Here is an 18,863-nt window from a genome sequence, read left to right on the forward strand (position 1 = left end):
CTCACTGTGCGGGCCAGGGGTCGTAGGTGCCCACGTTCCACAGCCGGCCTTCGAGGTCGCGGCAGGTGAAACCGCGGCCGCCGTAATCCTCGTCCTTGATCTCGATGATGATCTGCGCGCCGGCAGCCTTGGCCCGTTCGTAGACTGCATCCGCATCGTTGACGACGAGATAGGGGCTTTGCGTCTCGATCCCGCCCACCTGATCGGGCAGGTTGACGAGATCGCCGTACTCCGATTCCTGGTCGGCCGACGCCACCATCACCATGCCGTTGCCGAAGCTCAACTGCGCATGCGCGACGCCGCCGCTGTCGTTCGGCACGACGAGGTGGCGCTCGAAACCGAAGACCTCGCACAGCCAGTCGATCGCGGCGGGCGCCTCGCGGTAGCGCAGGCAGGGGATCACGGTGGCGCGGGTGTTCTTGGCGATCGGGTTCATGGCAGTCTCTCCCAGGCGGTCGATGAGGGAAAACAGGCGAGGATAGAGCTTGCTCCCTCCTGCTGGCCGGCAATGTGTTGCCAGTGATTTCCCCCGTCCGGTGGTGGGACAATCCCTGCCCATGACCTCCACGACGCTGACCTTGACCCGACCGGATGACTGGCATCTGCACGTGCGCGACGGCGCCGCGATGCAGACGGTCGTGCCCGACACGGCGCGCCAGTTCGGCCGCGCGATCATCATGCCCAACCTGCGCCCGCCGGTCACCACTGCGGCGCAGGCGCTGGCCTACCGCGAGCGCATCCTTGCCGCAGTGCCGGAAGGCGCAGCCTTCGAGCCGCTGATGACGCTGTACCTGACCGACAACCTGCCGCCGGACGAGATCATGCGAGCCCGGGCCGCGGGGGTCGTCGCCGTCAAGCTCTACCCTGCGGGCGCCACCACCAACAGCGATGCCGGCGTGACCGACCTGCGCAAGACCTACAAGACGCTGGAAGCGATGCAGCAGCACGGCCTGTTGCTGCTGGTGCACGGCGAGGTGACCGACCCGGAGATCGACATCTTCGATCGAGAGCGGGCCTTCATCGACACGAAGCTGATCCCGCTGCGGCGCGACTTCCCCGAACTGAAGATCGTCTTCGAGCACATCACCACCAAGGACGCGGCGCAGTACGTGAGCGAGGCCGACGCGCGGCTCGGCGCCACCATCACCGCGCACCATCTGCTCTACAACCGCAACGCGATCTTCACCGGCGGCATCCGCCCGCACTACTATTGCCTGCCGGTGCTCAAGCGCGAGGAACACCGCCGCGCACTGGTGGCGGCCGCCACGTCGGGCAGCCCGAAGTTCTTCCTCGGCACTGACAGCGCTCCGCACCCGGCGCACCTGAAGGAGCACGCGACGGGCTGCGCAGGCTGCTACACCGCGCACGCGGCGATCGAGTTGTACGCCGAGGCTTTCGAGGCCGCCGGTGCGCTCGACCGGCTCGAGGCGTTCGCCAGCTACCATGGCGCCGACTTCTACGGCCTGCCGCGCAACACCGGTACCGTCACGCTGCAGCGCGAGAGCTGGACGCCGCCGGAGAGCGTTCCGTTCGGCGACGCGCAGCTGAAACCGCTGCGCGGCGGTGAAACGCTGGCATGGAGACTCTCATGAACAACATGTCGAACCGGCCCCGCGTGATGCTGCTCGTCGACGCCGACAACGTGTCGGTCGACGTCATCCAGCAAGCCTTCGAGCTCGTGATGCAACGTCATGGCGCGGTGCATGTGCGCCGTGCCTACTGCACGCCCGAGTCGGCGCTGAAGCACGCCAAGCTGTTCACGGGCTTGTCGCTGCGCCCCATGGTCAACCTGTCGGCCGGTAAGAACTGCACTGACATTGCACTCGCGATCGACGCGATCGATCTTGCAATGACCGAGCGGCCCGACGTGGCGGTCATCGTTTCGTCCGATTCCGATTTTGCGCCGCTGGTGGTCCGGCTGCGCGAGAAGGGTTGCCGCGTCGAAGGCATCGGTCAGACCGGCAAGACCGGCGAGGACTCGACCGCGGTGTACGACGACTTCGTCGACATCGCGCACCGGCGGTCCGCACCGCGCACGCCGGCGAAGCGGGCGTCGGCCCGAGCCCCGGCCGTGGTCGCTGCCGCGGCACCTGCGCCTGCCCCCGCGGCTCGCAAACGCGGCACCCGCAAGGACGGCCCGTCGCGCGGGCGCGTCGTCGAGCCGGCCATTGCGGCCGCACCGCCGGTGCCCGACGGCGTGCAGCGTATCCTCGACGCGGTGCCCGAGCTGCGCGACGGTGCGAAGGTCGAGCTGAGGGTGGCGGCCGAGCGGCTGCATGCCGCCAAGCTGCTGACGCGCAGCGGGTCCTCGACGCGGTTGTTCAGGCAGTACGCCGAGTGCTTCGAGCTGACGCCTGAGCGGCAGCCCAACAAGGTGCGTTACCACGCGCCGGGAGCGCCCTGACGCGTGCCGGCAGCGCTGCAGACGCTGCTCGCTTGGGTCGAGCGCCCACCGCAGTGGGGGGCATCCTTGCAGGCGGCGGCCGTGATGGTCGCTGCTCACCACGAAGCGGCATGCGTGTCCGACGCATTGAATGCGGCGCTGATGGAGCGGCCCGTCGAGCTGGCGGGCGGCGATTTGCGGTTCGTGCCTCAGTCGGCACTGCCGGACGGCGAAGCCTACGAAGCCTACATCCGTCGCACGGCCTGCGTGCCGACGCGCGACAACCTGCATGATCTCTTCAACGGCCTGCAGTGGCTGAGCCGTCCGGCCCTGAAGCGGCGGCTCAACGAGTTGCAGGCGCACGAGATCGCGCAGGCAGGCGTCGGCACGAAGCGCGGTCCGCTGCGCGATGCCCTGACCCTGTTCGACGAGAACGCGGCCTTGCTGCAGGCGCCGCAGGCGCTGGTCGAGGCCCTGCGTCTGCGGCAGTGGCATCGCCTGTTCGTGACGTTGCGACCGCTGTGGCGGGAGGCACGTCTCGAAGTCTTCGGTCACGCGCTGCTCGAAAAGCTCGTGCAGCCCTACAAGAGCATCACGGCGCATGTTTTCGTGGTGTCTGCCGAGGCTCCAGGTGACCTCCGTCTCGAGGCCTCGTGCCTCGTGCCCAAGCCCTTCCTGCCGTTGCCTGTGCTCGGCGTGCCGGGCTGGTGGCCGCAGAACGAAGACCCCTCGTTCTACGACGACACCGAGGTGTTTCGCCCCTGACCGGGCGGGAAATCCGCGCTGGCGGGATAATTGCCATGTGAAGCAAGCCAGACCGCCGCTGGTGCAAACGCTGAAAGGCCGCACTGGAGGAAGGTCCGGACTGCACAGGGCAGCGTAGCAGGTAACACCTGTCCGCCGTGAGGCGAGGATCAGAGCAACAGAGACGAGTCGGGCCGGGGCATCAAGCCCCGACCCGGGTGAAACGGGCAATCTCTACGCGCAGCAATACCAAGTAGGTGGACGTCGAGGCGGCTCGCTGAGTCCACGGGTAGGTAGCACCGAGCCGTTCCCGCGAGGGGCGGCCCAGAGGAATGGCGGTCACGGCGGGGCAACCCGCCGCACAGAATCCGGCCTATCGGCTTGCTTCACTCTTACTTTGTGGCGTCGCGTGCCGGCGACGACAACAACGATTCGCGAGGCGGCATGAATCCCGACGCTCACAAGATCTGGCAGGCCCCGCGGTGGGCACTCGCGGTGCTGCTGGCCGCGCTGGGCATGCTCGGTCCGTTCTCGATCGACACCTACATCCCGGCCTTCTCCGGCATCGCCGACTCGCTGGGCGCCACGCCGGTGCAGATGCAGCAGACGCTGTCGGCCTACCTGTTCGGCTTCGCGTTCATGAACCTGTTCCACGGCGCGCTGGCCGACAGCTTCGGGCGGCGGCCGGTGGTACTGGTCGGCATCGCGATGTTCACGATCGCGTCGGCCGGCTGTGCACTGTCGCAGACGATCGGGCAGCTGGTGTTCTTCCGTGCGCTGCAAGGACTGTCGACCGGTGCCGGCATCGTCGTGTCGCGCGCGGTCGTGCGCGACATGTTCCCGCCGGCTGACGCGCAGCGCGTGATGGCGCAGATCACGATCTACTTCGGTGTTGCACCGGCCATCGCGCCCATCGTCGGCGGCTACCTGTTCGTGCATGCCGACTGGCATGCGATCTTCTGGTTCCTGACCGGCGTGGGCGTCGTGTTGTGGACCGCCAACTTCAAGCTGCTGCCCGAGACGCTGCACGTCACGCACCGGCAGCCGTTCAACGCGCGCAACCTGATGCGCGGCTACTGGCAGCTCGGCGCCAACCCGCGTTTCCTGCTGCTCGCGCTCGCCAGCGGCGTGCCGTTCAACGGCATGTTCCTGTACGTGCTGTCGGCACCGGCCTTCCTGGGTGAGCATCTGCGGCTCGCACCGACCCAGTTCTTCTGGTTTTTCGTGCTGACCATCGGCGGCATCATGAGCGGCTCCTGGGCCAGCGGGCGGCTGGCCGGCAAGATCGCGCCGCGTCGGCAGATCCGGCACGGCTTCGTCATCATGCTCGCGATCTCGCTGGTCAACCTCGGCGCCAACCTGCTGTTCGAGCCGCACACGGCATGGGCGCTGCTGCCGATCGCGGTGTTCGCGTTCGGCTGGGCGCTGATGGTGCCGGTCGTCACGCTCATGGTGCTCGACATGTTCCCCGAGCGGCGCGGCCTTGCATCGTCGCTGCAGGCGGTGATCGGCTCGGCCGCCAACGGTCTGGTCGCCGGTGTGATCGCACCCCTGGTGATGCATTCGACGGTCGGCCTGGCGGCTGCGTCGCTGCTGATGATGAGTATCGGTCTCGTCGCGTGGACCGTGCTGCGACACCGTTGGCCCGAGGTGGTGGGCGCCACGCGCCGCATTTGAGTCACATCGGCTTCGCGACCATCAGGTAGAACACGATCACCAGCGCGAAGAAGGCCGGAATGCCGAGCGCGACCCAGGCCTTCAGGTAGCGGAAGTACTGCGGTGGCAGCTCGCTGTTTTCGCGCAGCGCCTGCTGCGCCATGTCACGCATGCGGATCTGCATCCATACCACCGGCAGCCAGCACGCGCCGGCCACGAAATACAGCACGATGGACCAGACGATCCACGCGCTGGTCCAGGGGTAGCCGGCCAGGTGGATCAGGTAGAAGCCGCTCAAGGGCTGGAAGATCACCGTCGTGGTGGTGAACAGCCAGTCGGCGCGCACCACGTGCCTGACGACCACCGCCACCGCGCGCGTGTCGCGGCTCAAGCTGGCGAACAGCATGTAGTAGGCCGAACCGATGCCGGTGCCGAACAGGAAGGTCGACGACAGGATGTGCAGCCATTTGACGATCAGGTATTCCATCAGGGGTCCTTGCGCGGCGCGTCGAGCTCGACCATCAGCCACGCCACCGCCAGCATCGGCAGATTCTTCAATATCGGTCCGTAGGGATGGGCCCAGAACTCGGGCAGTTTCAGCGTGATGACGGCCATGTAGAACAGCATCAGCCCGACCTGCAGCAGCCACAGCCAGCGGCGACGTTTCAACACCAGCAGCCCGATGCCGATGACCAGGTCGAGTGCTGCGGCGCCGTAGAGCATTGCCGGCGCGACCGCGTCGGGTATGCCGGAGCGGGCCAGCAGCGACAGGCTGGCTTCGACCGGGTAGACGCCGAGCGACACGATGCCGGTGACGATCCACACCAACGCCATCGACCAGCGCAACAGCGGCACCAGCCAGCCGAGCCGCGCAGCCGTCGCGACCGCGGGCGCTTCGTCGTGCGTCACGAACTCGATCGGCGCCCGTGGTGGCCGGCCGAGCAGCGCTTGCGTGAACCGGGCGTCGGCCGTATTGCCGCGCTGGAGCATCTGCCACGTGTCGCGGTCGAGCAGGCTGCCGGGCAGCAGCCCCGCCGCGCCGGCCCCCAGCGCGACCAGCGGCGCCGGCACCGGCAGGAAACGGGCGCGGCCGAGCCCCATCGACTGCCGCAACTGCGCGAGCAACGCGCGCAGTGCCAGCGGCTCGGGGCCGACCAACGGAACGCGGCCGGTGATGCTGTCGTCGGCGAGCAGCGCGACGACGGCTTCGACCGCATCGTCGACATGCAACGGCTGCACCGGCTGCCGCCCGCGGCCGGGCAGCGGGATCACCGGCAGGCTTGCCAGGCGCGTGAACAGCCGTGCGCTGGTGCCGCCGGCACCGTAGACGAGAGAGGGCTGAACCACCGCGACCGAATGCAGCGGCAGGCCGAGCAGGTAATCGTCCGCCGTTTTCTTGCTCAGGTGGTAGGCGGTGGTGGCGTCGTCGTCGGCTCCCAGCGCCGAGATCTGCACGACGCGCGCGACGCCGGCTGCTGCGCAGGCTGCAAACAAGGCGCAGGGGCCCTGTACGTGCACGGTCTCGAAGCGCTGCTCGCCATGCTCTCGCAGGATGCCGGCAGCGTTGATCACCGCGTCGACGCCTGCCAGCCGCGGCAGCCAGTCGCTCACCTGCAGGTCGCGCGACAGGTCGGCCGTGAAATAGCGTACCGGCGCACCGCCAGGTGCCGTCGGGGGCGGGTGGCGCATCGCGCAGATCACGTGATGCCCGGCCGCAAGCAACGCGGCCGCGAGACGCCGGCCGATGAAGCCGTTGGCGCCGGTCAACAGAACGATCACGGGGGGCCCTTTATCGATGTCTCCTGCGGCTGGAACGACGTTTGCCTCGACGGAGCAAGCGCCGTTCCGCGGGGGGCGGCATGCATGTCCTTCGTCCAGCAAGGAGCGCCGCGATGAAAAGTTTGACACAGGCCCTGCGCGCCGGGTGGATCACGGGCGGGGTCGCCAGCCTGGTCTCCACGCTCGTGCTGGCGTGGCGCGGCCATCTCGACAATCGTGGCGGCGTGGGTGCTCTCAACGCGCCGAGCCATTGGGTGTGGGGCGACGAGGCATTGCGACAGGATCGCGGCAGCCTGCGCTACACCGGCACCGGGCTGCTGGTGCACCATCTGGCGTCCGTGTTCTGGGCTCTGTTGTACGAGCGCCTGTGCCCCGGCGAGCGCCCCCGGGCCACCGTGCGCCTGGCGTGCCATGCGGCAGCGGTGGCGTCGGTGGCCGCCTGCGTCGACCTGCGAGTGGCGCCAGCGCGCTTCACGCCGGGCTTCGAGCACCGTCTGTCGTCGCGCAGCCTGATGCTGGTCTATGTCGCTTTTGCCGCGGGGATCGTGCTCGGAGGGCGGTGGGCCGATCGCAGGGCATGCTGAGCGTCGACACGGAAACATCTTCCGGCGGTCCGGGCGATAGACTTCCGGCTCAAGGCCGATGGCCGCCGGTGCTTTCCCTCTCAAGGAAGTCATGTTCGTTTCCGATAAGCAGCAAGCCGTGCAGCGGCCGGGCGGCACTGCAAAGCGGGCGGTCGGGCGGGCGTTGATCGCTGCAGCGGCGGCTGCGCTGCCGTGGGGGGCGGCGTCGGGCAGGGCCGTGGATCTGGCCGACCTGTCGCTCGAGCAGCTGCGCGACATCGTCGTCACGTCGGTATCGCGGCGCGACGAACCGCTGTCGCGGGCCGCGGCGAGTGTCTTCGTGATCTCCTCCGACGACATCCGGCGCAGCGGGGCGACCACGCTGCCCGAGGCCTTGCGCCTCGCGCCGACGCTCGACATCGCTCGCGCCGACGCGAACCAGTACGCCATCAGTGCCCGCGGCTTCAACAACGTGCTGGCCAACAAGATGCTGGTGATGATCGACGGCCGCACCCTTTACACGCCCTTGTTCTCCGGCGTGTTCTGGGAGGTGCAGGATGTGTTGCTCGAGGACGTCGAACGTATCGAGGTGATCACTGGCCCCAGTACCGCGCTGTGGGGCACCAATGCCGTGGGTGGCCTGATCCACGTGATCACGCGTCGCGCGCAGGACACGCAGGGCAGCGCTGCGCTGGTCCACGGCGGCACCGGCGAGCGCGGCGCGGCGGTGCGTCACGGTGGCCGCTGGGGCGACAACGGCCACTACCGCTTGTATTTCAAGCAGCACGATCGCCGCCACACCGAGAAAGCCGACGGCGAGGACGTACGTGACGCCTCGGACGGAGGGCAGGCGGGTTTCCGGGCCGACTGGGAACTCGCCGGCGATCGGCTCACTTTGCAGGGCGATCTCTACCGCGTGTCGATCGAGCAGGCACCGGGTCTGCGCAAGGCGTCCGGCGGCAACCTGCTGGGACGCTGGAGGCGCCAGATCGACGCCCGTTCGCACGCGCTGGCACGGGTGTACTTCGATCGCACGCGACGAGAACAACCGGCGCTGTTCCTCGGCCGGGAAAGCCGTTTCGATGAAACGCTCGACACCGTCGACGTGGTCGTGCAATACGCCTTGCACCATGGCGGGCGACATGAACTGCTGCTCGGTGCCGGCTATCGTCGCGCACGCGACGACGTCGACAACCCCGCGGCCTTTGCCTTCGTGCTGCCCGACCGGACCCTGCAGTGGAGCCGGGTGTTCGCACAGGACGTCGTTGCACTGTCGCAGGACTTGCACCTGACGCTGTCGGCCAGCGTCGAACGCAATCCCTACACCGGCACCGAGGTACTGCCCAGCCTGCGCCTGGCCTGGCGCAGGACGGCCGAGCAGGTGTGGTGGGCCGGCATTTCGCGGGCGGTGCGTGCGCCGTCGCGCATCGACCGCGAGTTCTACGCACCTGCCGAGCCGCCCTACCTGTATGCCGGTGGCCAGGACTTCCGCGCCGAGGTGTCCGACGTGATCGAAGTCGGACACCGGGCTCAGCCGTACGAAGCATTGTCGTATTCGGTGACGGCCTTCCATCACCGGCACCGCCGCCTGCGCAGCCTCACCCCGACGGCCGGCGGCGCGGTGTTCGACAACGGCATCGAGGGAACGACCGGCGGTCTGCAGGGGTGGATCAGCTGGCGACCGACGCGGTCATGGCGCCTGCAGGCCGGCGGCGTCGTGCAGGACCAGCGCCTGCACCTGCGTGATGGGTATGCCGATGCCGGTGGCCTGCAGGCGCTGGGCAACGACCCGAGCCACTGGTGGTCGCTGCGTTCCGCTGTCGACGTGACGCCCGCTCTGGCATGGGACCTTGCGCTGCGCCGCGTCGGGGCACGGCCTGACCCCCGCGTGCCGGCCTATACCGCGGTCGACACACGACTGGCCTGGCGTGCACGCAACCACCTCGAACTGGCGCTGGTCGTGCACAACCTGTTCGACCCCGGACACGTGGAGTGGGGCGCTGCGGGCAACCGGGCCGAATTCGGCCGCGCGGCGTCGCTGCAATTGCGGTGGCGGCTGTGACGGTGCCGCGCTCCTACCGTCATGCGGAGTGGGTGGCGTGGCTGGCGCTGGCGGGCCTGCTGCTGGCCTGGGCCGCCAATGCCCGGGCCGTTGAACCGTCGCTCGAAGCGAGCGTCAAGGCGGCCTACCTCTACAAATTCCTGAGCTTCGTCGAATGGCCGGCAAGCGCATTTGCCGATGCGGACAGCCCGATCGTGATCGGCGTTGCCGGTGACGAGCAGGTGCTCGCCGAGTTGCAGCGCATGCTGCCCGAGCGCACGGTGCAGGGCCGAACGCTGCAGGCGCGCAAGGTGCAGCCCGGCGACGCGACCGGCCCGCTGCACGTCTTGCTGATCGGCAGCCGACTTACGCGGCACCCCTGGCTCGGCCGTCTGCGCGACCAGCCGCTGCTGCTCGTCACCGACGCGCCGAGCGGGCTCGAGGCCGGCGGCGCGATCAATTTCCTGCGGGTCGACGGCCGCGTGCGCTTCGAGGTGTCGCTGGCAGCAGCCGAGCGCTCGGGCGTGCGCGTCAGTTCGCGCATGCTGAGCGTGGCCGAGCGCGTGGTGGGGGCGCGCTGATGCGGAGCGGGCACTCGCTGCGACGCCGGATGACGCAGGTGGCGTTGGTGACCACCTGTGTCGCGCTGCTGCTGAGCGCGACGGCGCTGCTGATCTATGAGTTGCGCGCGTATCGCGACGCGTGGGTGGCCGATCTGGCGACGCAGGCTCACCTGCTGGCCGGCGCCAGCGTGCCGGCACTGTTCTTCGACGATGCGCGTGCCGCGGGTCAGGACCTGGCGCTGTTGCGTCACCGGCCGCAGATCACCGCTGCGGCGGTCTATACGGCCAACGGAGAGCTGTTCGCGCATTACGCTCCGGAGGGTGCCACCGCGAACCTTCCGGCGCATCCCGCGGAAGACGGATACCGCATCGCCGGCGACGAGATCGAGCTGGTGCAGGAGGTCCGGCGCGACGGCGAACGCATCGGATCGGTCTACCTGCGCGCGCGCTATGAGGTGATGGGCCGGCTGGTCGACTACCTCGCGATCCTGGCTGCCGTGATGGTTGCCAGTCTCGTCGTCGCGACCCTGGTGTTCAACCGGCTGCAGCACACGGTGACGCGACCGATTCTGGCCGTGGCCGCGGCTGCCCGCGAGGTGATGGAAAAGCGCGACTACGGCCTGCGCGTGCCCAAGACCACCGACGACGAGATCGGGGCGCTGGTCGATGCCTTCAACAACATGCTGCTCGAAGTGGGCCGGCGCACCGAGGCGCTGGAGCGCAGCAATCACGAGCTGCAGATCGAGATGGAGCAACGGCAGCGCGCGCAGGCGGCGCTGATCCTGGCCGACCGCCGCAAGGACGAATTCCTCGCGACGCTGGCGCACGAGTTGCGCAACCCGCTCGCGCCGTTGACGAACTCGCTCGAGATCCTGAAGATCGCCGACGCCGACCCGGCCACGCGGGAGCGCACGCGCGGCATCATGGAGCGACAGGTGCGCCAGATGGTGCGCCTGATCGACGATCTGCTCGAGGTCTCTCGCATCACCACCGGCAAGCTGGTGCTCAAGCGCGAGCGCATCGACCTGCCGATCGTGCTGCGCACCGCCATCGAGATCGCCGAACCGGTGCTGCGCGAGCGGCGGCACGAGTTCGTCGCGCGCATGCCGGACGGCCCGGTGTGGGTCGACGCCGACGCGACCCGGCTGGCGCAGGTGTTCGCGAACCTGCTCAGCAATGCCGCGAAGTACACCGACGCAGGCGGACGCATCGAACTGGAAATGGACGTCCAGGCGCAGTGCGTCGCGGTGCACGTGCGCGACAACGGCATCGGCATCGACCCTCGGATGCACGGGGCGATCTTCGAACTCTTCATGCAGGTCGACAGATCGCTCGAACGCGGGCGCGCCGGCCTGGGGGTCGGCCTGACGCTGGCGCGCCAGCTGGTCGAAATGCATGATGGGCGCATCGAAGTGCACAGCCCGGGGCTCGGGCATGGTTCGCAATTCACGGTGGAACTGCCGCTTTGCCATGACCCCGCGGCATCGCGGCGCACCCCCGAGCGGCCCGCGTCCGGCCTCACGCCGAGCGTGCCGCTGGACCTGCTGATCGCCGACGACAACGTCGATTTCGCCACCAGCCTCGGCGAAGTGCTGGAGGCACTCGGCCACCGCGTCATGCTGGCCCACGACGGCGTGGCGGCGATGGCGGCGGCCCGCGCGCGACCGCCAGCGGTGGCATTTCTCGACATCGGCATGCCCGGTCTGAACGGCTACGAGGTGGCGCGCCGGCTGCGCGCGGAGCCCGCCACGCGAGCCGCCTTGCTGGTCGCCGTCACCGGTTGGGGGCAAAACAGTGACCGCGAACGTGCGCGCGAGGCCGGCTTCGACCACCACCTGGTCAAGCCGGCGGATCTCGCGCAGGTGCTGCCCTTGGTGGAGTCGGTCGCGCGACGTGCCTTGCAGGACGCTCCCGTGACCGACCGCCCGCCGGGCTGAAGCCCTTCCGCAACCTCTCTTTTTTACACACATGGGCGCGCACGCCTGTCCGGCCGGCGCTGCTTCAGCCAGCGCCGGCCCCCGGCATGCCGATTGCCGACCGTCTGATGCCGAAGCAAAAGACGGAGACCTGTCGATGCAGATCAACGCGCCAGCGGCGATCGTCGTTCATGGCGGCTCGGGCAGCCCGAGCGCATGGCGCGATGGATGCGAGCGAGCCGCACAACGCGCACTCGGTCGGCTGCAGGCCGGCGGCACGGCGCTCGACGCAGCGGTCGAGGCCGTGACGGAGATGGAGGACGACGGCCGCTACAACGCGGGCAGCGGCTCCATCCTCTGCCTGGATGGGTACACCGTGGAGACCGATGCCGGCGTGATGGACAACCGCGGCCGGCTCGGCGCCGTCGCCTGCCTGCAGGGCATCAAGAATCCGGTGCTGGTTGCGCAGGCCGTGACGCAGACGCCGCACTGGCTGATCGCCGGCGATGGTGCACGCCGCTTTGCCGAGGTGTGCGGCTTCGAGGAATCTCTGGGCACCGGCGAGGCCGCCAAGCGCTACCACGCGCAGCTGCTGCGCGCCTTCGACGACCCGAGCCAGGCCGATCCCGACGACCGGGAAGGCGCCGCAAAGGCGGCGGTCTTCAAGCGTTTCTGGAACTACACGATGCCCTGGGACGAGGCCATGAAGCGGCATGGCAACGGCACCGTCGGCGCGGTCGTGCGGGCAGCCGACGGGGACTTCGCGGTGGCCACATCCACCGGCGGCTCGGCGCCTTCGCTGCTCGGGCGCGTCGGCGACACGCCCATCGTCGGCTGTGGCTACTACGCCGGCGACCACGGCGCGATCGCCGCAACCGGCGTCGGCGAATACATCGCGCGGCAGATGCTGGCACGCACCGTCTACGACTGGGTGGCCCAGGGCATGCCCTTGCAGCAGGCGCTGAACCAAGGCGTCGCGCGGCTGCCGAAGGAGATCAGCGTCGGACTGATCGGCGTCACGCGGGACGGGGCGGGTGCCAGCAGCAACCGGGACATGGCGGCCCACGTCCTCGTCTGAGCGCCCTGACATCGTTACAAGCACCATGAGCGAGACCCGAGAGCGTTCCGCCGAGAAGATCGCGTGCGACCACCGTTCCGGCGCCGGTCACCTGGTGATCATCGGCGGCAACGAGGACCGCGTGCAGGAGAAGGTGATCCTGCGCCGCTTCGTCGAGCTGACCTGTGCACCCGACCCGAAGATCGTCGTATTGACGGCGGCCAGTTCCTTCCACGAGGAGGTCGCCGAGGTCTACCAGCGCGCTTTCGAGGCTCTCGGTGTCGCGCGCTGCAGCGCATTGGCGGTCCATTCCCGCGAGGACGCCGGCCATCCCGAGGTGGTCGAGGCGATCTTGACGGCCGACGGCGTTTTCATGACCGGCGGCGACCAGCGCAAGCTGCTCGCGTTGATCGGCGGCACCGCCACCTACACCGCCATGCACCGCGCCTTCACCGAGCGAGGCACCTGCATCGCGGGGACCAGCGCTGGCGCCTCCGCGATGTCGGCGCACATGATTGCCGAGGGGCAAGGCGACATCCACCCGGAAAAGGGCGTCGTCAGCTTCGCCGCCGGGCTCGGCTTCCTGCAGCGCGCGGTGGTGGACCAGCACTTTTCCGAGCGTCGGCGGCTCGGGCGTCTGCTCGCCGTCGTGGCGCAGAACCCCACGCTGCTGGGTATCGGCGTCGACGAAGACACTGCGCTGGTGGTCGAACGCGGCTCGGGCTTCGAGGTGGTCGGCGACGGTGCCGTCACGCTCGTCGACGGCCGGCAGATGTCGTCGAACTTCCTCGACATCGGGGAGCGCGAATTCATCGAGCTGCTCAACGTTCGCCTGCACCTGCTGCCCGCCGGTGCCAGCTATGCGCATCGCGCGGGCGCCTGCAGCGATGCGCAGGTTTGCCGCGAACTGACGCCGACGCTGCACGAGATCGTCGACATCCTCTCCAGCAACGAGACCGTTTCATGAAGATCATCTACCGCCGTGCGCTGCGCGGCCCGAACCGCTACGCACGCAAACCCTGCGTCGAGGCCGTGCTCGATCTGGAGGCGCTCGACGAAGTGGCTTCCAGCCAAAGTCCGGGCTTCACCGAGCGCCTGCTCGAATGGCTGCCGAGCCTGAGCACCCATGAATGCTCCCGTGGCCATGCCGGTGGTTTCGTCGAGCGCCTGCACGAGGGCACCTACATGGGTCATATCACCGAGCATGTGATGCTCGAGTTGCAGTCGCTCACCGGTGACGACGTGCGCTTCGGGCGCACGCGCATGATCGACGGCCGACCGCGCCACTACCGGCTGGTGTGCGCCTATCGCGTCGAGCAGGTCGCGCTGCGGGCACTGGACCATGCCGTGGCGCTGGTCGAGGCGGCCGCAGCAGCGGCCCGCTTCGATGTGGCCGCCGTGCTGCGCGAACTGAAGGATCTGCATGCGCAGTGGGCGCCCGGCCCCAGCACCGGCGCGGTGCTCGATGCGGCGCGGCGGCGCGGCATTCCGGTGCTGCCGCTGGGCGACGAGCCCTGCCTGTACCAGCTCGGCTGGGGCTCGGCGCAGCGGCGCATCCAGGCCACCCTGACCGGCGAGAGCCGCCACATTGCGGTCGACATCGCGAGCGACAAGGCCTTGACGAAGCGCTTGCTGGCCGATGCCGGGCTGCCGGTGCCCACGGGCCGCACCGTACGCACCCTCGACGAGGCGCAGCAGGCCGCGCGCGAGATTGGCGGCATCGTGACGCTGAAGCCGCTGGCGGCCAACCAGGGCAAGGGCGTGTCGACACAGGTCAGCACGCCGCAGCAGGTTGCCAGCGCGTTTGCGCGTGCGCAGGCGCACGACGAGCAGGTACTCGTCGAGCGCACCGTGTCGGGCGGCGACCATCGCGTGCTGGTCGTCGGCGACCGCGTGGTGGCGGCCGCACGCCGGCGACCGCCCAGCGTCACGGGCGATGGCTGCCACACCGTGCAGCAACTGGTCGAGCGCCTGAACGCCGACCCGCGGCGCGGTGACGGCCATGCCAGTGCGCTGACCTGCGTTCGGCTCGACGAATCGGCCTGCGAGACGCTGGCGCAACAAGGCTGGGCCCTCGACGGCGTGCCTCCCGCAGGTGTCGATGTCGTGCTGCGAGGCAATGCCAACTTGTCCACCGGCGGCACGTCGGAAGACGAGACCGACCGCCTGCATCCGCAGACCGCGGCCTTGTGCGTGCGCGCCGCGCGCCGTATCGGCCTCGACGTGGCCGGCATCGACCTCGTCTGCGAAGACATCTCGGTGCCGCTCGCTGCACAGGGTGGTGCCCTCATCGAGGTGAATGCAGCCCCGGGCATACGCATGCACGAATGGCCGTCGCACGGCACTGCACGCGCAGCGGGACAGGCCATTGCCGACAGCCTGTTCGCACCCGGCGAGACCGGCCGCATCCCGGTGGTTGCGGTCACCGGAACCAACGGCAAGACCACCACCACGCTCGCGATCGACCACGTGTTGCGCAGCCTGGGACGGCGCACCGGCTGTGCGACGACCGAAGGCGTGAGCATCGGTGGGCAGACGGTGATCGAAGGTGACTGCACCGGCTATTGGTCCGCGCACACGGTGCTGAGCGACCCGGATGTCGATGTCGCGGTGCTCGAGACCGCACGTGGCGGCATCCTGAAGCGCGGCTTGTGTTTCGACCGTTGCGACGTGGCGGTGGTGCTCAATGTCGGCGTCGATCACCTCGGGCAGGACGACATCGACTCGCTCGACGCGCTGGCGGACGTGAAGGCGGTGGTCGCCGAAGCGGCCGCCAAGGCGGTGGTGCTCAATGCCGAGGACGCGCACTGCGTCGCGATGACCGAACGGCTCGACCCGGGCGTCGAGGTCGTGTATTTCTCCACCGATCCGCACCACCTGGCAGTGGCGCGCCATGTCAAGGCTGGCGGCCGCGCCGTGGTGCTGCGTCACGGTGCCGCGTGGCTGCTCGGCCGCGGCTGGGCGCAGCCGATCGTCGAGGTCGCCCAATTGCCGTTCACCTTCGGCGGGCGTGCGCCGCACAACGTCAGCAATGCGCTGGCGGCGATCGCAGCCCTCGCGGCGCTCGGCCTGCCGGCCGCCGACATCGCACGTCCGCTCGGCGGCTTCCGGTGTTCGGTGCAAGCGAATCCGCTGCGCATGAACGTCTTGCGGGTCCGCGGCGTGCAGGTGCTGGTCGACTATGCACACAACACGCCGGCGTACGAGGCGCTGTTCGACACGGTCGATGCCTTGCGTCCCGTACGCGTGATCGGCGTCGTTTCTGCGCCGGGCGACCGCCGGGACGCCGAACTGCGGGAGATGGCGCGCCTGTGTGCACAACGGCTCGACGAGATCTTCGTGTTCGAGCTGGACGAGGACCGCGGTCGGGCTCCCGGCGAGACTGCCGCCGTGTTGTCGGCAGCGGCGCTCGAGGCGGCGCCGGCCAAGCCGGTGCATACCGTACCGGCCGTGCGCGAGGCGTTGCGGCGTGCCCTCGCCGGCTGCCGCCCCGGCGACCTGTTGGTGTACGGTTGTGCAGTGAACGTGCACGACGTCGAGGCCGCGGCCGGTGAGCCGGTGGAAGAGATGCTCGATCTGCCGCTGCACGAAGGACCCCGGCGTGCCGACGATGCACCGGCACCGCCCGAGCCGGCGACCATGATGTAGCGGTGGCCGGGCGAACCAGCATGGCCAAGCTCGATCCTCTCAGGGCGGCGTACAGGCGCCGCGAACTGATCCTCTTCGTCGGGGCTGGGGTGTCGTTGTCGCTCGGCCTGCCGCCGTGGAGTGCGTTGATCGACCACATGGCGCGCGAGCTCGACTTCGAGCCGAAGGAGTTCCGGGAGTACGGCAGCTACCTGGCGCTGGCGGAGTACTTCCGCTTGCAGCACGGCAACATCGGCCCGCTGCGAAGCTGGATGGACCGGCAGTGGCACGGCAAGGACATCCGCGTCGAGCATTCGCGTGTGCACGAGCTGATCGTGCAGGGCGACTTTCACATCATCTACACGACCAACTACGACCGTTGGCTGGAGAACGCCTTCGATCACTACGGGCACGAATACGTGAAGATCGTCAGCGTTGCTGACCTCGCACGCATCCGCCCCGAGGTGACGCAGATCATCAAGTTCCACGGCGACTTCGAGAACGACGAGTCCATCGTGCTCGACGAGACGAGCTACTTCCGCCGGCTGGAGTTCGAGTCGCCGCTGGACATCAAGCTGCGGGCCGACGTTCTCGGCCGCTCGGTGCTGTTCGTCGGCTACAGCCTGGCCGACATCAACATCCGTTACTTGTTCTTCAAGCTTTCGCGCCTGTGGAAGGCGGCGATGCCGGGCATGCCGCAACCGCCCTCGTACATCTTTTCGCCCAAGCCCAACCCGGTGCAGGAAGCCGTGTTGTCGCAGTGGGGCATCGAGATGCTGTCGGTGGACGCGGACGATCCGTCGAAGGCGCTGGTGGAGTTTCTCGAGCTGGTCATCCGGTAGTGCTCGCCGCTTCGATGCGTTCGACGTACTCGGCCACGAAGCTGCGCGTTCGGCCGTCGGGGAAGGCGATGGTCGCGCTGTCGGTGCTGGCCTCGACCACCTCGCCCTCGCCGTAGCGGGGCACGCGCACCGGCGTGCCGGGGCGCAGGACCGAGCCGGCCGGTTCGCGCGGCGCTTCGGGGGCCGTACGTTCGTCGCGCGTCTGGGCTTGGTGCTGCAAGAGCCGCAGGCAGTTGTCGCAGTGCCCGCAGCGCTCGGCGCGTTCGTCCTCGTCAAAGTATTCGAGCAGCATCTGCCAACGGCACAGGCCGCTGCGTGCGTAGAAGATCATGCGCTCGAGCATCTCGCGGTCGTGCGCCCGGCGGTCGCGTTCGTCTGCGACCAGCGTCTCGAGTTCGGCGTCGCCGGTCGGCTCGCGCAGCAGCCGCCACGTGCCGGTGCGGTTGCGCGCCGCGATCTTCGCGTCGCGCAGCAGCTTCAGCGTCACCTGCAGCTTGTTGCGCGGCACCGGGCCGCGCTCGTGCAACTGCTCCAACGTGGCCGGCCCTGCGCGCAGGGCGTCGAGCGCGGCGGCCAGTTCCTCGCGCCCTGGGTAGCGGCCGGCCATCAGAAACTGCTGCACCGCCTTGTCCTTGCCGTGGTAGAGCAGCACGCAGGTGGCCGGCTGCCCGTCGCGCCCGGCGCGGCCCGACTCCTGGTAGTACGCATCCAGACTGCCCGGCATCTGGTAGTGCACGACGAATCGCGTGTCGCGCTTGTCGATGCCCAGGCCGAAGGCGTTGGTGGCGACCATCACGCGTGCCTCGCGGCGCATGAAGCGGTCCTGCTCGGCGCGCCGCTCGCCGGCCGGCATGCGGCCATGGTAGCGGGCGGTCCGGGTGTCGGCCTGTCCGAGCAGGGCGTGCACGGCGTCGACCGCCTTCACGGTGGCGCAGTAGACGATGCCGCTGCCCGGCAACTCGGCCAGCAGGCGCAGCAGGGCGTCGCGCCGGGCTTCCTCGCTGGCCGGGGCCTCGACGCGGTAGTACAGGTTGGGCCGGTAGGCGCCGGCATTGAGCACTTCGGTGCCCGGCACCTTGAGCTGGCGGAGGATATCGTCCGCCACCTCGGTAGTCGCGGTGGCCGTCAGTGCCAGGAATCGCGGACGGCCCAGGGCCTGCCAGGCGGCGCCGATCTCCAGGAAGCTGGGCCGGAAGTCGTGGCCCCATTGCGAGACGCAGTGCGCCTCGTCGACGACCATCAGGTCGACCGGGTGGCGCTGCAGCTCGCGCAGGAAGCCGGCGTCGGCCAATCGCTCCGGCGTCGTGAAGTACAGCCGGCCATGGCCGGCCGAGAGCGCGGCGAGCGCTTCGCGCTCCTCGTCGGCCGCGAGGCTGCTGTGCAACTGACGGGCTTCGATGCCGCGGGCGCGCAGCTTGTCGCACTGGTCCTTCATCAACGCGATCAGCGGCGAGACCACCAGCGTGCGGCCGGGCAGCAGCAGGGCCGGCAACTGGTAGCACAGCGACTTGCCCGCGCCGGTCGGCATGATCGCCAGCGTCGGTCGGTCGGCCATCACGCGCTCGATCACCGCCGCCTGCGCATTGCGCAGACGCGGCAGGCGGAAGGTCTGCTTCAGCAGTTGTTGCGCCTCAGCGCGCCAGCCGGCGCGCGCTCTTCTTCGGACGGAAGCGGTCATTGCATCAAGTCGCG

At 69.0% G+C, this 18,863-nt stretch carries 16 protein-coding genes and 1 other RNA gene; 13 read left to right on the top strand and 4 right to left on the bottom strand.

Annotation, left to right across the window (positions count from 1 at the left end; translation table 11 throughout):
• Position 1 precedes the first annotated feature (1 nt).
• A complete protein-coding gene (locus M8A51_RS04420; RefSeq protein ID WP_251776911.1) occupies positions 2–436 on the bottom strand; it encodes a VOC family protein in 435 nt (144 codons plus the stop codon).
• 121 nt (positions 437–557) lie between these two features.
• Between M8A51_RS04420 and pyrC the strand changes: the two genes are divergently transcribed.
• From pyrC to M8A51_RS04445, 5 genes are all read left to right on the top strand, one after another.
• Entirely contained in the window at positions 558–1,592 is a 1,035-nt protein-coding gene (gene pyrC / locus M8A51_RS04425) for a dihydroorotase (RefSeq protein ID WP_251776912.1), read from the top strand.
• Complete coding sequence (locus M8A51_RS04430; protein ID WP_251776913.1) at positions 1,589–2,404, top strand: NYN domain-containing protein; 816 nt, start codon at positions 1,589–1,591, stop codon at positions 2,402–2,404. Before pyrC ends, M8A51_RS04430 begins: the two co-directional genes overlap by 4 nt.
• Positions 2,405–2,488: 84 nt before the next feature.
• On the top strand, positions 2,489–3,148 hold the full coding sequence (locus M8A51_RS04435; RefSeq protein WP_259371866.1) for a DUF3025 domain-containing protein: 660 nt from the start codon (positions 2,489–2,491) through the stop codon (positions 3,146–3,148).
• A gap of 39 nt (positions 3,149–3,187) precedes the next feature.
• Positions 3,188–3,519: RNase P RNA component class A (gene rnpB / locus M8A51_RS04440), an RNA gene on the top strand.
• A gap of 52 nt (positions 3,520–3,571) precedes the next feature.
• Positions 3,572–4,804 (top strand): multidrug effflux MFS transporter, encoded by a 1,233-nt coding sequence (locus M8A51_RS04445; RefSeq protein ID WP_251776915.1) that lies wholly within the window; start codon positions 3,572–3,574, stop codon positions 4,802–4,804.
• 1 nt (position 4,805) lies between these two features.
• Here M8A51_RS04445 and M8A51_RS04450 read toward each other — a convergent pair whose 3' ends face one another.
• Positions 4,806–5,270 carry a DUF2269 family protein gene (locus M8A51_RS04450; protein WP_251776916.1) on the bottom strand — a complete coding sequence of 155 codons (465 nt, stop codon included), beginning with the start codon at positions 5,268–5,270 and terminating at the stop codon, positions 4,806–4,808.
• Positions 5,270–6,562, bottom strand: coding sequence for an SDR family oxidoreductase (locus M8A51_RS04455; RefSeq protein WP_251776917.1), 1,293 nt, complete (start codon positions 6,560–6,562; stop codon positions 5,270–5,272). Before M8A51_RS04455 ends, M8A51_RS04450 begins: the two co-directional genes overlap by 1 nt.
• A gap of 113 nt (positions 6,563–6,675) precedes the next feature.
• Between M8A51_RS04455 and M8A51_RS04460 the strand changes: the two genes are divergently transcribed.
• The 8 genes from M8A51_RS04460 to M8A51_RS04495 all read left to right on the top strand — a co-directional run bounded on the left by M8A51_RS04460 (position 6,676) and on the right by M8A51_RS04495 (position 17,171).
• A complete protein-coding gene (locus M8A51_RS04460) occupies positions 6,676–7,146 on the top strand; it encodes a hypothetical protein (RefSeq protein WP_251776918.1) in 471 nt (156 codons plus the stop codon).
• A gap of 91 nt (positions 7,147–7,237) precedes the next feature.
• Positions 7,238–9,187 carry a TonB-dependent receptor plug domain-containing protein gene (locus tag M8A51_RS04465; protein ID WP_251776919.1) on the top strand — a complete coding sequence of 650 codons (1,950 nt, stop codon included), beginning with the start codon at positions 7,238–7,240 and terminating at the stop codon, positions 9,185–9,187.
• Positions 9,188–9,189: 2 nt separating this feature from the next.
• Complete coding sequence (locus M8A51_RS04470; RefSeq protein WP_251776920.1) at positions 9,190–9,747, top strand: YfiR family protein; 558 nt, start codon at positions 9,190–9,192, stop codon at positions 9,745–9,747.
• Positions 9,748–9,794: 47 nt separating this feature from the next.
• Positions 9,795–11,666, top strand: a complete 1,872-nt coding sequence (locus tag M8A51_RS04475; RefSeq protein WP_251776921.1) for an ATP-binding protein — start codon at positions 9,795–9,797, stop codon at positions 11,664–11,666.
• 136 nt (positions 11,667–11,802) lie between these two features.
• Positions 11,803–12,723: an isoaspartyl peptidase/L-asparaginase gene (locus M8A51_RS04480; protein ID WP_251776922.1), complete on the top strand. Its 921-nt coding sequence runs from the start codon at positions 11,803–11,805 to the stop codon at positions 12,721–12,723.
• Positions 12,724–12,748: 25 nt separating this feature from the next.
• Positions 12,749–13,669: a cyanophycinase gene (locus M8A51_RS04485; RefSeq protein WP_251776923.1), complete on the top strand. Its 921-nt coding sequence runs from the start codon at positions 12,749–12,751 to the stop codon at positions 13,667–13,669.
• Positions 13,666–16,350 (top strand): cyanophycin synthetase, encoded by a 2,685-nt coding sequence (gene cphA / locus M8A51_RS04490; RefSeq protein WP_251776924.1) that lies wholly within the window; start codon positions 13,666–13,668, stop codon positions 16,348–16,350. The genes M8A51_RS04485 and cphA overlap by 4 nt, the downstream gene beginning before the upstream one ends.
• 20 nt (positions 16,351–16,370) lie before the next feature.
• Positions 16,371–17,171 carry an SIR2 family protein gene (locus M8A51_RS04495; protein WP_251776925.1) on the top strand — a complete coding sequence of 267 codons (801 nt, stop codon included), beginning with the start codon at positions 16,371–16,373 and terminating at the stop codon, positions 17,169–17,171.
• On the opposite strand, the gene M8A51_RS04500 is transcribed toward M8A51_RS04495, so the two are convergent.
• Positions 17,161–18,849, bottom strand: coding sequence for a RecQ family ATP-dependent DNA helicase (locus M8A51_RS04500; RefSeq protein ID WP_251776926.1), 1,689 nt, complete (start codon positions 18,847–18,849; stop codon positions 17,161–17,163). The genes M8A51_RS04495 and M8A51_RS04500 overlap by 11 nt on opposite strands.
• Between the last annotated feature and the right edge of the window lie 14 nt (positions 18,850–18,863).

Origin of the sequence: Caldimonas mangrovi (genome assembly GCF_023721835.1) — a bacterium.
Taxonomy (GTDB): Bacteria; Pseudomonadota; Gammaproteobacteria; order Burkholderiales; family Burkholderiaceae_C; genus Caldimonas; species Caldimonas mangrovi.

Excerpts from the sequence above, each read along its gene's own strand:
- M8A51_RS04500 (WP_251776926.1), bottom strand. The coding sequence starts at position 18,849 with ATGACCGCTTCCGTCCGAAGAAGAGCGCGCGCCGGCTGGCGCGCTGAG.
- M8A51_RS04465 (WP_251776919.1), top strand. The coding sequence starts at position 7,238 with ATGTTCGTTTCCGATAAGCAGCAAGCCGTGCAGCGGCCGGGCGGCACT.
- M8A51_RS04485 (WP_251776923.1), top strand. The coding sequence starts at position 12,749 with ATGAGCGAGACCCGAGAGCGTTCCGCCGAGAAGATCGCGTGCGACCAC.
- pyrC (WP_251776912.1), top strand. The coding sequence starts at position 558 with ATGACCTCCACGACGCTGACCTTGACCCGACCGGATGACTGGCATCTG.
- M8A51_RS04450 (WP_251776916.1), bottom strand. The coding sequence starts at position 5,270 with ATGGAATACCTGATCGTCAAATGGCTGCACATCCTGTCGTCGACCTTC.
- cphA (WP_251776924.1), top strand. The coding sequence starts at position 13,666 with ATGAAGATCATCTACCGCCGTGCGCTGCGCGGCCCGAACCGCTACGCA.
- M8A51_RS04480 (WP_251776922.1), top strand. The coding sequence starts at position 11,803 with ATGCAGATCAACGCGCCAGCGGCGATCGTCGTTCATGGCGGCTCGGGC.
- M8A51_RS04435 (WP_259371866.1), top strand. The coding sequence starts at position 2,489 with ATGGTCGCTGCTCACCACGAAGCGGCATGCGTGTCCGACGCATTGAAT.
- M8A51_RS04420 (WP_251776911.1), bottom strand. The coding sequence starts at position 436 with ATGAACCCGATCGCCAAGAACACCCGCGCCACCGTGATCCCCTGCCTG.
- M8A51_RS04445 (WP_251776915.1), top strand. The coding sequence starts at position 3,572 with ATGAATCCCGACGCTCACAAGATCTGGCAGGCCCCGCGGTGGGCACTC.
- M8A51_RS04460 (WP_251776918.1), top strand. The coding sequence starts at position 6,676 with ATGAAAAGTTTGACACAGGCCCTGCGCGCCGGGTGGATCACGGGCGGG.
- M8A51_RS04430 (WP_251776913.1), top strand. The coding sequence starts at position 1,589 with ATGAACAACATGTCGAACCGGCCCCGCGTGATGCTGCTCGTCGACGCC.
- M8A51_RS04495 (WP_251776925.1), top strand. The coding sequence starts at position 16,371 with ATGGCCAAGCTCGATCCTCTCAGGGCGGCGTACAGGCGCCGCGAACTG.